This window comes from Pasteurella canis (genome assembly GCF_900454865.1).
GTDB lineage: Bacteria > Pseudomonadota > Gammaproteobacteria > Enterobacterales > Pasteurellaceae > Pasteurella > Pasteurella canis.
In genome coordinates this window covers 1,472,058-1,485,000 of sequence record NZ_UGTV01000015.1, presented here as the reverse complement: position 1 = coordinate 1,485,000, position 12,943 = coordinate 1,472,058, and the positions used below count along the sequence as shown (strand labels likewise).

The window sequence follows — 12,943 nt, the reverse complement described above, 5'->3', positions numbered from 1 at the left end:
AACACGAAAGTGGACGTATAGGGTGTGATGCCTGCCCGGTGCTGGAAGGTTAATTGATGGTGTTATCGAAAGAGAAGCTCCTGATCGAAGCCCCAGTAAACGGCGGCCGTAACTATAACGGTCCTAAGGTAGCGAAATTCCTTGTCGGGTAAGTTCCGACCTGCACGAATGGCATAATGATGGCCAGGCTGTCTCCACCCGAGACTCAGTGAAATTGAAATCGCCGTGAAGATGCGGTGTACCCGCGGCTAGACGGAAAGACCCCGTGAACCTTTACTATAGCTTGACACTGAACATTGAATTTTGATGTGTAGGATAGGTGGGAGCCTTTGAAGATGACACGCCAGTGTTGTTGGAGGCGTCCTTGAAATACCACCCTTTAACGTTTGATGTTCTAACGAAGTGCCTGAAACGGGTACTCGGACAGTGTCTGGTGGGTAGTTTGACTGGGGCGGTCTCCTCCCAAAGCGTAACGGAGGAGCACGAAGGTTTGCTAATGACGGTCGGACATCGTCAGGTTAGTGCAATGGTATAAGCAAGCTTAACTGCGAGACAGACAAGTCGAGCAGGTGCGAAAGCAGGTCATAGTGATCCGGTGGTTCTGAATGGAAGGGCCATCGCTCAACGGATAAAAGGTACTCCGGGGATAACAGGCTGATACCGCCCAAGAGTTCATATCGACGGCGGTGTTTGGCACCTCGATGTCGGCTCATCACATCCTGGGGCTGAAGTAGGTCCCAAGGGTATGGCTGTTCGCCATTTAAAGTGGTACGCGAGCTGGGTTTAGAACGTCGTGAGACAGTTCGGTCCCTATCTGCCGTGGGCGTTGGATGATTGAAAGGGGCTGCTCCTAGTACGAGAGGACCGGAGTGGACGCATCACTGGTGTTCCAGTTGTCTCGCCAGAGGCATTGCTGGGTAGCTAAATGCGGAAGAGATAAGTGCTGAAAGCATCTAAGCACGAAACTTGCCTTAAGATGAGTCATCCCTGACTTAGAGTCAGTAAGGGTTGTTGTAGACTACGACGTAGATAGGTCTGGTGTGTAAGCGTTGCGAGACGTTGAGCTAACAGATACTAATTGCCCGAGAGGCTTAACTATACAACGCTCAAGTATTTTTAATACAAGACGACATGTTTCTGACTGTAGGGGTTGGAGAGAAAGGATAGTAGTTCAGCTTGTTGACAATTGAGAATCTTATACTGTACTGGATGAGGGTAGAGTATGAAGATGTGAAGAACGAGATGAGAGTAAATCATCAAACAGGATTATCTTGGCGGCGATAGTGCAGTGGACCCACCTAATTCCATGCCGAACTTAGAAGTGAAACGCTGTAACGCCGATGGTAGTGTGGGGCTTCCCCATGTGAGAGTAGGACACCGCCAGGTATTATTTCATTAATTGATTTCGGAATTAAGTGAATTAATGAAATAAAATTTTTTGGTAGCAATAGTGCAGCAGAACCACCTGAATCCATGCCGAACTCAGAAGTGAAATGTTGTAACGCCGATGGTAGTGTGGGGCTTCCCCATGTGAGAGTAGGTCACTACCAAATATAAATTGAGTGGAGCGGTAGTTCAGCTGGTTAGAATACCTGCCTGTCACGCAGGGGGTCGCGGGTTCGAGTCCCGTCCGTTCCGCCACTTATTTAGCGAATTAGGTTTCGCTTTCTTTCTAGGGGCGTAGTTCAATTGGTAGAGCACCGGTCTCCAAAACCGGGTGTTGGGAGTTCGAGCCTCTCCGCCCCTGCCATTCAATAATTCATTCTAATCTCATAAACTGTTTTTCTATAATATATTTACGACTAAGTTCTTATAGTAAGTAAGGTTTAGTTCAATATTTATATAAAATATATAATCTAAGATAATTCTCTTTTGAATGAGTTTTCCTAATAAATAAATCAGCAATATAATGATATTTTGCAGCTTTAAAATATTAATCAAATCTTTTAATCCATTTTTTAAATGAAAATTTAGTGTGTTTGTTCTTATAGTATCTTTATTGAATAAATATCGTTAGAGATTATTGAGTGAGATTTTTAATTGAGTATATGTTTATAAACCTAATGCTTGTTTAATTAATTGTGTTTTTACAAAGTCTAATTTATTTGTTGCGCTCAATCCGATACCTCTAATTAATTTTTTAATGGGATTATCCCCAGCGAAGAGATCTTTTAATCCTTGCATAGTAATCAGCATTTTCATAGCTTCTTTTTTGCATTGACGTTCATAGCCTCGCAAATAGCGATATTCACCGATATCCACATTAAGATCGAGATTGTTTTGAATAGTATTAGATAGTGTAACGACATCTTGAAAGCCTAGATTAACACCTAATCCAGCTAATGGGTGAATAGTATGGGCCGCATCACCGAGTAATACAATTCTATTTGCTGCAAAATCACGAGCATAGCGAGCAGTGAGTTGTATACTTCGACGCTCTCCTTGTAATTTACATAAGCCCAAATGCATATCAAAAGCTGCAGAAAGACTGCGATTAAATTCTTCCTTATCACATGTTGTTAATAGTGTTGCTTTCTCAGCAGGCAAAGACCATACAATAGAACTTAAATTATCTTGGTGTAATGGTAGAAACGCTAGAATACTATCTTTTGCAAAAACCTGTCTTGCACAGTGTTGATGTGGCTCCTCTGTTTGTACATTACAAACTAGTGCATGATGACCATAGTCACGAAAAATAAGAGGGATATCTGCTTGTTTTCTCAGCCAAGAATTTGCACCATCCGCACCAATTACAAGTTTTGTGGATAAAATTTGACCATTATTTAAAGTAAGAATCGCATTACTTTCTGTGATGCCCAAATCTTGCGGAAGTGCGGTAACAATTTCTACATTTTTCTGCTGTTTTACTTTTTCCCATAAGCAATGTTGAATTAAATGATTTTCTATAATATGTCCAAGATGAGGAAGACCTAAACTTTGCGTATTAAATTCAATATTAGCAAAACTATCCTTTTCCCAAACATACATGGAATTATATTCAGTGGCACGAAGTTGAGTAAGTTGTGACCACACATTCAGCTCAGTTAAGAGTTTTTGACTTGCAAGATTGATTGCACTTACGCGATTTGTAATCGAATCAGTCGTCACTTGATTAGGAAAACCTTCAATGAGAGCAATGCGCAATGGTTGTTTTTCAAGACTTGCAGCTAGCGCTAGACCGACCATTCCGCCACCAATAATAGTAATATCAAATGTTTTCATCTTATTTCCATCCTAAAGTCGGTTTAGCGAAATACTGACGTAATAAATGTGATTGTGAAAGCGCCATTAAACCTAATGTTCGCCCAATTTGTAATGGTAGTAGGTTATTAGCAAAAATAGACAATAGACTATCCGTTAAATTGATAATTTGTTGCTGATCTTGCTGACGTGCTCTTTCATAAGGCATTAAATTTTGATAGTCACCAATATCTTGTTTTGTTTTATAATTTGTCGCGACAAGCTTGGCTAATTGCATCACATCACGAATACCAAGATTAAAGCCTTGTCCTGCAATAGGGTGTAATGTTTGTGCAGCATTACCAATTAATGCAATACGTGGTTGAATATGTTGTTCTGCTTGATATAAATTTAGTGGATAAGCAAAGCGTTGTCCACATTGTAATAATTTACCTAGGCGCCAGCCAAACCGGTGTTGTAATGCGACAAGAAACTCAGTTTCACTACATTGCATTAATTTTTCTGGATTTTGTACACACCAAACAAGAGACATCAAATTATTTGACATGGGTAGAAGAGCGAGAGGACCTTCGTCAGTAAAGCGTTCAAAAGCCCGGTATTGGTGTGCTTGTTGTGGTAATACATTTGTAATAATAGCAGTTTGGTTATATTGGCGGACTAATTTTTGTGAAATCTTAGCTGCATTTGCTACTAATGATTGTGTACCATCTGCACCGACAAGTAGTTTTGTACATAAAGTGCGGTCATTTTTAAGTGAAATTTTTACTTGATTGGTATCGTATTCAATGTTTGTAATATCAACTGGTGAGAAGTAATCAATGTGCGGATATTGCTGCATTGCGTTGAGTAAAATTTTCCCTGCAACTTGTAATTCTATAACTCCACCTAATTGGGATAAATCGAATTCATGGGCACTAAACTCGGTTAAGCCACTGTGACCTTTATCTGAAACATGGATTTTTTTGATAGGTGTAACAATAGGCTGGAATTGTTGCCACAACGTTTGACCATTTGGTAGATTGATTTGTGTTAAACGTTGGCAACTACCATCAGATAAAGCAATGCAACGGGAATCAAAACCACTTTGTTTATGTTGGTGTGCAATTTGTTTTTCTAAAACTGCGACTTTGATTTTGCCAGCCGTTTGATCGCTGAGAGCAAGAGCCAATGTAGCGCCAGCCATTGCGCCACCAACAATAATGACATCGTAGTGTTTATCCAGAGACATTGCGCTATCCTATCACTTATTTGCCATTAATTTTTCAATATCGTCAATTTCTTTTGGTACAGCACTTGTTAGATTTTTATTACCATATTCAGTGATTAATAAATTATCTTCAATACGTACACCGATACCTTTATATTGTGCAGGCACATTAGCTTTTTCTGAAATGTATAAGCCAGGTTCAACTGTTAATACCATACCTACTTCTAATGGGCGGTCGCGAACTTTACTATTACGGTTATTATTGTGTTCATCTTTGCTATAACTACCAACATCATGTACATCTAAACCTAACCAATGCCCTAATCCATGCATATAGAATTGACGATAGGCTTCTGTTTCAATTAATTCTTTAATATCACCTTGTAAAATACCTAGTTTAACTAGCCCCTCTACTTTGATACGTACAACTTCTTCATTTGCTTGTTGGATTGAATTACCAGGTACAAGAAGCTCAAGAGCACGTTTTTGCGCATTGAGTACAATTTCATAAATATCACGCTGTGCTTGGCTGAATTTCCCATTAACAGGGAAGGTTCTTGTAATGTCTCCTGCATACATTGCAAATTCGCAGCCAGCATCAATTAATACTAATTCGCCTTCTTTTAAAGGCATGTCATTTTCAGTGTAATGTAAAATGCACGCATTTTCTCCCCCTGCAATAATAGAGTTATAAGATGGATTACGTGCACCAAAACGACTAAACTCATGTAAAATTTCATGTTCAATTTCATATTCTAAGCGATTTGGACGAGTTTTTTGCATCGCACGAATATGAGCAAGAGCACTGATTTGTCCAGCCTGTTGCATAAGAGCAATTTCATTCTCTGATTTAAATAAGCGCATTTCATCTAGCATCTCTTTCCAGCATAAAGCTTGGCTAAAATCGACCGCACTTTGTGTAAGTAATTCATCCCCCCAAGGATGAAGAGTTGGTAAGTGATAAATCGCATTAGTATTTTCTAAAATTTTAGGAAATTCAGCACTAAAGTCGTCGATCGAAAAAGCATGATCTAGAGAAAGTTTAGTTGGTGCATTTGTCACACCTAAACGGCGTCCATCCCATGTTTCTCGTAAAGGATCAGAAGGGCGAACGAAAATGATACTTTCTTGTTTGCCTGATTTTTTACGTAAGATGAGTACTGAATTGGGTTCATTAAAGCCTGTTAAGTACCAAAAATAACTATCTTGACGAAATGGATAAGCACAGTCATTACTACGGCGCTTTTCAATTTCAGAAAAAACAATAAATACAGAATCATCTTGCATTTGCTCAAAAACTTTATTACGGCGTTCAATAAATTCTTGTTGCGGAAGCGTAGCCATATAAGCTAAATCCATGTTTATTCTCCTTATAATGTGGATTAGTGTAATACAGTTTTTTGTTCAGTTTGGGCTGGTTGAAAATGAGTGAATAATAAGCAAGCAATGGTGCGCACATATTCAATGATTTCTTCCAAGGCTTCGCTTAATTCTTCTTTATCATCACTCTCATCATAACCTAATTGACAAATATCATGTAAGTCGTCGAGTGCTTCACCAATATCACCTTTTTCTTTATCTAGTTTGGGTTGAGCTAATCCTAGAGCTAATAAGAAATGATTTGCCCATTCTGATAAGCTATCTGCGCGGCTAAAAACATCATCCTCATTTTCAGGCAGCCATAGTTCAAAATCAAATCCATCAATGTCTGCTAATTTTTCACGAATTTGTTGATACAACTGGGTAACTTGTTGTAGCAAGGTATGCGGGTAAGCATGATTTTCGTTAGTAAATTGAAATAAGAGAGGTTGCCAGCTTTGATCTGTTACGCCACCACAAACTAAGCCACTTAAAAAACCATGGAGCTCGGCGCTAGAAAGTGCTATACCTGCATTTTTTAGATCTTGGGAAAATTCGGAATAAGACAACATTGATTCTGACCTTATAATTCTTTATTTAATAAGTGGGTATCAGTTTACCACTCTCATGCTATGCAACCAATAATTAGACGGATTTTTTTAGCTATGGCATAATAATACTTAAAATAATTAAGCTGAATGGAGGCGAGATGTCGTCTAAAAGTATTGAGTTACCTGTACTTGGGCAGGTTTTGCGTTTAAATTGTCCAGAAGAGCAGCATGAGGCGCTAAAGCAAGCAGCAAAAGTGCTTGATCTACGAGTGTCAGAGATGAAAGAACGTACAGGTATTTTACAATTAGAGCGAGTCTTGTCTATTGTTGCATTAAACTTAAGTTATGAATTATTACAGGAGCAACAAAAAACGACATCTATTGAAGATTTACTTAAAACAAGGATTCAGCAACTCGATCATTCTTTAGAAACTATTTTGACACAAAAATCGAGCAATTAATGCCTAATTAGTTGAACTGATAAACAAATAATGAATTAGCGCTAGTCAATAGACTTAAATTAAGTTAGTATAAAATAAAGATTACCTGAGGTGTTTGCCAGTGGGTTATGTCCCTGAGCCGATACTTTTATATTATGAATTGGTTTCTAATTGTTGGTGTGCATGCTTAGTTTTACTAAGAAGCCTAAAAATAGTTATAACTGATTCCCTTGAACCGTTGGGTTCAAGGACTGATGCCTACAGCGGCATCTCGGGTTCTTCATTTGATCAATTTCATGAATACCCATTCTCTCTTACGTCAAAAAATTCGTCGCCAAGTTAGGCAACTTCGTCAAAAGTTGACTACATTTGAACAAAAACAAGCTGAAATTATTGTTACCCAGAAAGCTTTGCAACTCATCGATCAAAAACAAGCACAGAATATTGCATTATATTTGGCTTTTGATGGTGAGATTTCGACTCAGTTATTGATTGAACATCTATGGGAACAAGGGAAGAATGTGTTTTTACCTGTATTACATCCATTTTGTGCAGGATATTTATTATTTTTAGGGTATCAGCCAAAAACATTAATGCAGAAAAATACATTCGGTATTTGGCAGCCAAAATTAAACGTGCAGCAAGTATTACCATTGAACGAGATAGATATTATTTTTGTTCCTTTAGTTGCTTTTGATCAGCAAGGAAATCGTCTCGGGATGGGGGGAGGATTTTATGATCGTACTTTACAAAATTGGCAACAGAAATCTTTTATTCCTATTGGGCTAGCACACCAATGTCAACAAGTCGAGCACTTACCACTAGCAAGCTGGGATATACCTTTAGCACAGATTCTAGTGGGATAAAAAATAGGATACCACTGAGAGTATCCCTATTTTAAAATGTTAAATTTATTGTGCTAATTGCACATTTGGTTCGGTAGGTTTTTCTACTTCGGCAAATGTTCTGCCTTTATTGGCTTCAATAATAGTTGCAGTTTGTGCTGCGAGCTCTTTTAGATTCATTTTCTCATAAGCCGTTTGCATTAATGGTAATGCTTCATAAGTAGCCTGTGTATCAGGATATTGCTGTAACATACCAACCACACGGTTTGCCACTGCTATATGAGCATCACGTTTGGCATAAAATTTGGCAATGGATAATTCATGACGAGCTAAACTTGCCTTGATATATGCCATGCGAGCGAGGGCATCTGGTGTATAAGGGCTATTAGGGAAATGTTGTACAAGTGTTTGGAAATTAGCAAATGCTGTTTTAATCGATGTGCTTTCACGCGTCGCTCGATCCACCTTGAATAAGTCTTGAATATAGTTGTCGCTTAATGCAGAGTTAGTCAAACCAGCCATGTAAAGAGCATAATCTAAATTACGGCTAGTAGGATATTGTTGTAAAAATCGATCAACTAAAATCAGAGTTTGTGTATAGTCTTGAGTTTTGTAATTTGCATAGATTAAGTTTAATAAAGTTTGCTCGCTATAATTACTGCCAGGGAAACGAGTATGTAGTGCATTTAAATAGCGGATAGCTTGTGAATAATCGCCATCTTGCAAATAAGTTTGACCAACATTATAAAGCTCTTGTTCCGGACGTTGTTCCACCTCTTTAGAGCCTGAACAGGCACTAATAGCAAATGCGGTTAAAGCAATAAGCGTGAATGATTTTAATTTACGCATTAGATAATCCTTATTTTTACGAGCAATGATAAATGAGTTACAATGACCCAATATTGTATATAACATTATTAAATAAGCAAACTCCATTAACGGATTTTTTTCTTTATGACACAAATTACTTTGTCGGCTGAAGTTCAGCTATCTCAAATGGGACAACGTTTAGACCAAACTTTAGCTGAATTGTTCCCTGACTACTCACGATCACGATTAAAGAGCTGGATTGAGGAGGGATTAGTCCACATGAATGGGCAGCCTGTAAACATTCCACGTACTAAAGTATATGGTGGGGAACATGTTGAAATTACGGTTGAAGTTGAAGATGATACGCGTTTTGAACCTGAGAATTTACCTCTCAATATTGTATATGAAGATGATGATATTTTAGTGATTAATAAACCAAAGGATTTAGTTGTACACCCTGGGGCTGGAAATCCATCGGGTACAGTATTAAATGCACTTTTGTATCATTATCCACAAATTGCAGAGGTACCACGTGCAGGGATTGTACATCGTTTAGACAAAGATACAACAGGCTTAATGGTTGTAGCAAAAACGATTCCTGCTCAAACAAAATTAGTGCGTGATTTACAAAAACGTAAAATTACTCGTGAGTATGAAGCGATTGCTTGTGGCATTATGACTAAAGGTGGTGTGGTTGAACAACCAATGGCACGTCATCCAACTAAGCGTACTCAAATGGCTGTGCATCCAATGGGGAAACCAGCAGTAACCCATTATCGTATTATGGAACGTTTTCGTAATTACACGCGGTTGCGCTTACGTTTGGAAACGGGGCGGACCCACCAAATTCGTGTGCATATGGCTTATATTGCTCATCCATTATTAGGTGATCAAACTTATGGTGGTCGCCCTCGTCCTCCTAAGCATGCAAGTGAAGAACTGATGTCGGTATTACGTGAGTTTAAAAGACAAGCATTACACGCGATTATGCTTCGTTTAGAACACCCTATTACTGGGGAGCTAATGGAGTGGCAGGCCCCATTACCCGCAGATTTTGTTGAGTTAGTTGATGTTTTAAAAGCAGATTATCAGTTACATAAAGATGATCTCGATTATTAAGTAGAAAAGAAGATGAGTCTGATTAAACCTAACTGGAATGGACCAGATACAGTTTCTGCTTTTAGTACCTTAAGGCAAGGTGGCGTTAGTTTACCACCTTATGATAGTTTCAATTTAGGTAGCCATGTTGGGGATGATCAAAATTCGGTGAGAACTAACCGCACTTTACTCATGGAAAGATTGCAGTTACCGCAAATGCCTGTTTTTTTAGAACAGATTCACAGTACTAAAGTTATCAAATTACCCATAACTAATACATCAAGTCTGACTGCAGATGCAGTTTATACAGATCAACCAAATCAAGTCTGTCTTGTGATGACAGCAGATTGTTTACCTGTTTTGTTGACGACTGAACAGGGTAATGAAGTTGCGGCAGTACATGCAGGTTGGCGAGGACTATGTAATGGTATTTTAGAGCAAACTGTCTCTCAGTTTCGCAGTCCTACAGAGCAAATCATTGCTTGGCTGGGACCTGCTATTGGTCCTAAAAAATTTCAAGTGGGGCAAGAAGTTGTTGAACAATTTTGTAAGCAAAATATGCAAGCAGGATTGGCATTTAAACAGGATCCTAATGAGTCAGGTAAGTATTTAGGAAATTTATATTTATTAGCAACACAACGTTTAAATCAACTAGGTATAACAAATATTAGTGGAGGGGAATATTGTACTTTTACTCAGCACGATCAATTTTTCTCTTATCGTCGTGAACGACAAACGGGGCGGATGGCAACGTTAATTTGGTTTGCTGATAAATAGCAATATTGATAAAAAGTGCGGTGAGAATATTGAAATTATCCACCGCACTTTTTTATAAGCGAATCAGTCGTCTTTATTAAAAGAGGATTCTGAATCCTAGATTGAGCTGATTATCTTTGAAATTTTGTTTACCTCGACGATGAGTAGTATCTGCCCAAAATTGTAGAGAGTCGTTCCATTGAGATTCAATCCCAGCTTTATATTCTAAGAGATGTTTTGTTCCTTGAATATGATTTATTACTCCATCCATTGTTATGCCATAAGTTTTTGTATTATGTAGCCAATTAAATACTAAATAAGGCTTAATATTGAATTGTTGGATTAATAAGTGACTGTCTAAACTTAATTTTATGCCTAGGCGAGTTTGTAAATTATGATTATTTAAACTATCAATAACAGTACCTTGTTTATCAATATATTGTTTAGCGCTAACACCTTGCCAAATCATTTGTGCTTGAGGTTGAAGTTCTAAACGATGTGCCCAATCACTGACACGATACTGTATTAATGGCAATCTATACCCTGTTTCAAGGGATGTGCTGAAACCACGAGAACGATAGGATTCATCTACTAAATCAGGATTAATGACTTGGTTTTTGAACCATTGATATTGTAGCCATCCATCAACATATAAACCCGAAGAATGATCAGTATTTTGATACCATGTGCTGTAAATGCCTAAGGCATAACCTTGTATTTTTGCTCGAGAAGGGCGGGTATGTAAGGATTCTATTTTGTTATGTTGTTTAGCATAACCAAACATTCCGCCGACTTTATAATGATTTGCCTTAATCATATCTTTGCCTAGTTGGATAATATATCGGCGTGCTTGAGTTTTGTTTTGTTGATCTTGCATTTGATTAGTTGTCGTCCCCTTAATTAAACGTAACCAAAGCGATTTGTCAGTAGATTGATTGATGAAATTATTGTGTGCTAAACGGTCTTCAAGGCGTAAATTAAATAAATGATTCGCCGCATATAAGTTATTGGCATAACCTGCCATTTCTGGTCGATAGCTCGGTGTACCATTAATATAGCTTGTTAGATACCAATTATCTTGGTTATTCTCATTCCGTTTTTCTAAGTGATAAACAAATGCGCCTTTTGAAAGATAATCATCAATTACAAAAGCATTATGAGTAGATTGCTGGGTTTCAATGATTTTGACATCATTTACTGCCTTTTCATCACTTTTGCCAATATGTTTGATTGCAAGGCGAGTTGTACCTTCTGCTTTACCATTAATGCGTAATTTATCTGTCAGATTTGTAGAACCATTAAAATCGGCAAATAAATGTAGTACACCATTGTCGCCACGGTAGTTCCCGTTGATAGTTAAATTTTTAAACATCAGTGTAGGTTCTTGATGTTCGAATGTGAAACTACCTTGGTTATTCGTCGAGCCATTTAATGCATAATCTGTTGTAAAATTAAACGTTGTACCTGTATTTAACTGAATATTCGGTGCAGTTAAACTGCCCTCTTTGAATGTTAATTTACCAGACTCAGCTTTGATTAATTGCTTAAAGCTAAATGGACCAGAGAGTGTCCATGTATCGCCACGCATGATAAAAGTATTAAAATTTTGAAATTTACTTTGATTATTAAATCTCCCTACTTCTTCACCAGAACCTTCTAAAATCAATTGACTATTGCTCGGATTTGCTTTGACAATGCCATTAATTTTTGAACCTGATTGAAGTGTGAGTTCTGATTTTTGTTTCCCGTCGAGAGTAATAGCTTGGTTACGTTTAGTAGAGTCTTGATTTGTAAATGACAATTCTCCACTATTTGTAAAAGAGACATTCTCACCTGACAATATAATAAGAGTTTTATCAGGATTTCCAGATAATATCTTATTGTTATTGTGCAACTTAATATTATTCGTATCTTGAATAAAAATTGCTGTATGCCCTTCAGATTTTATTATTCCACTGTTTTTTACTTCGACATTATTGGCATATCTAATTACTGTTGTAGGAACACTTGTACTTTTTGATGAGATTGTGCCTTCATTGTTGATTCTGCTTGATTTTCCATTATCTAACCAAATTGCAAAGCCACCATTCGCTGAAATAAGGGCATCTTTACCTAAATTATTCACTTCATAAACGACTTCAGTTGGTGCTTTGATTCTCCCTCCATCATTACGTTTAAAATAACTTGAGCAAACTCCACACTCATTATAGCCTCCACCTTCAGTACGAATTTCACCGTAGTTAGTAACATGTAATTTTTCTGTAATATTTCCCCACTGTGCATCAATAGCACTCGTCACACCACTACCTTGGCTAATGAGTTTGCCATAGTTGATTATTTCAGCACTAGTGGCATCCTGCCACTCAGGCACATAAATTTTATAACCTGAATTTTCTAGGTGTAGATAATTGATAAGATGATATTTCTTATTACTTTGCAGATTATCAAATTGGGTCGAATAAGATTTTGTTTTATTTCCATCAATGACAACTTTATGTGTATTTGTTGAGGCATCAATGGTTTCTGTTTTTGTACATCCCTCTCCACAACTAGCCACGGTTTCTGTAAAACCATGACTAGAATAAAGTAGTGCTGATAGTGTTAGAGAGATGAGAGAAACTTGTTTTTTCATTTATTAATACTCGGGTTATAGCGAAAATAGCATAACTTATTATT

At 37.6% G+C, this 12,943-nt stretch carries 10 protein-coding genes, 2 tRNA genes, 3 rRNA genes and 1 other RNA gene (1 of these 16 running past the window's edge); 10 read left to right on the top strand and 6 right to left on the bottom strand.

Going from position 1 to position 12,943, the window contains the following annotated elements; translation table 11 throughout:
* The 5 genes from DYE19_RS07605 to DYE19_RS07585 form a co-directional block, all read left to right on the top strand.
* Window positions 1-1,099 (top strand): 23S ribosomal RNA (locus DYE19_RS07605) (it extends 1,799 nt beyond the left edge of the window).
* A 171-nt stretch (window positions 1,100-1,270) separates the two neighbouring features.
* Window positions 1,271-1,386, top strand: a 5S ribosomal RNA gene (gene rrf, locus DYE19_RS07600).
* Window positions 1,387-1,437: 51 nt separating this feature from the next.
* Window positions 1,438-1,553: ribosomal RNA gene (rrf, locus tag DYE19_RS07595) — 5S ribosomal RNA — on the top strand.
* An 11-nt stretch (window positions 1,554-1,564) separates the two neighbouring features.
* Window positions 1,565-1,641 (top strand) — tRNA-Asp (locus DYE19_RS07590).
* Between the two features lie 33 nt (window positions 1,642-1,674).
* Window positions 1,675-1,750: transfer RNA gene (locus tag DYE19_RS07585), tRNA-Trp, on the top strand.
* Between the two features lie 302 nt (window positions 1,751-2,052).
* Here DYE19_RS07585 and DYE19_RS07580 read toward each other — a convergent pair.
* From DYE19_RS07580 to DYE19_RS07565, 4 genes are read right to left on the bottom strand one after another with little or no spacing between them, the layout of a single operon-like run.
* Window positions 2,053-3,222 (bottom strand): FAD-dependent monooxygenase, encoded by a 1,170-nt coding sequence (locus tag DYE19_RS07580; RefSeq protein WP_115323157.1) that lies wholly within the window; start codon window positions 3,220-3,222, stop codon window positions 2,053-2,055.
* 1 nt (window position 3,223) lies between these two features.
* Window positions 3,224-4,429, bottom strand: coding sequence for a 2-octaprenyl-6-methoxyphenyl hydroxylase (ubiH, locus tag DYE19_RS07575; RefSeq protein WP_115323156.1), 1,206 nt, complete (start codon window positions 4,427-4,429; stop codon window positions 3,224-3,226).
* Between the two features lie 12 nt (window positions 4,430-4,441).
* The gene (gene pepP / locus DYE19_RS07570) at window positions 4,442-5,767 is read right to left on the bottom strand and encodes a Xaa-Pro aminopeptidase (protein ID WP_115323155.1); all 1,326 of its coding nucleotides are present in this window, start codon (window positions 5,765-5,767) and stop codon (window positions 4,442-4,444) included.
* A 23-nt stretch (window positions 5,768-5,790) separates the two neighbouring features.
* On the bottom strand, window positions 5,791-6,339 hold the full coding sequence (locus tag DYE19_RS07565; RefSeq protein ID WP_115323154.1) for a YecA/YgfB family protein: 549 nt from the start codon (window positions 6,337-6,339) through the stop codon (window positions 5,791-5,793).
* Window positions 6,340-6,476: 137 nt separating this feature from the next.
* Here DYE19_RS07565 and DYE19_RS07560 point away from each other — a divergent pair, with 137 nt between their 5' ends.
* From DYE19_RS07560 to DYE19_RS07550, 3 genes are all read left to right on the top strand, one after another.
* Window positions 6,477-6,779, top strand: a complete 303-nt coding sequence (locus tag DYE19_RS07560) for a cell division protein ZapA (protein WP_049215534.1) — start codon at window positions 6,477-6,479, stop codon at window positions 6,777-6,779.
* Between the two features lie 79 nt (window positions 6,780-6,858).
* Window positions 6,859-7,040, top strand: a non-coding RNA gene (ssrS, locus tag DYE19_RS07555) — 6S RNA.
* A 14-nt stretch (window positions 7,041-7,054) separates the two neighbouring features.
* A complete protein-coding gene (locus DYE19_RS07550) occupies window positions 7,055-7,624 on the top strand; it encodes a 5-formyltetrahydrofolate cyclo-ligase (RefSeq protein WP_049215549.1) in 570 nt (189 codons plus the stop codon).
* A gap of 45 nt (window positions 7,625-7,669) precedes the next feature.
* Here DYE19_RS07550 and DYE19_RS07545 read toward each other — a convergent pair whose 3' ends face one another.
* On the bottom strand, window positions 7,670-8,452 hold the full coding sequence (locus tag DYE19_RS07545; protein WP_049215532.1) for an outer membrane protein assembly factor BamD: 783 nt from the start codon (window positions 8,450-8,452) through the stop codon (window positions 7,670-7,672).
* 105 nt (window positions 8,453-8,557) lie between these two features.
* On the opposite strand from DYE19_RS07545, the gene rluD reads away from it, so the two are divergent.
* Together rluD and pgeF are read left to right on the top strand one after the other, a co-directional pair.
* Complete coding sequence (gene rluD / locus DYE19_RS07540) at window positions 8,558-9,532, top strand: 23S rRNA pseudouridine(1911/1915/1917) synthase RluD (RefSeq protein ID WP_115323153.1); 975 nt, start codon at window positions 8,558-8,560, stop codon at window positions 9,530-9,532.
* 12 nt (window positions 9,533-9,544) lie between these two features.
* Complete coding sequence (pgeF, locus tag DYE19_RS07535; RefSeq protein WP_115323152.1) at window positions 9,545-10,288, top strand: peptidoglycan editing factor PgeF; 744 nt, start codon at window positions 9,545-9,547, stop codon at window positions 10,286-10,288.
* 76 nt (window positions 10,289-10,364) lie between these two features.
* Here pgeF and DYE19_RS07530 read toward each other — a convergent pair whose 3' ends face one another.
* Window positions 10,365-12,899, bottom strand: a complete 2,535-nt coding sequence (locus DYE19_RS07530) for an autotransporter family protein (protein WP_115323151.1) — start codon at window positions 12,897-12,899, stop codon at window positions 10,365-10,367.
* Window positions 12,900-12,943: the final 44 nt, after the last annotated feature.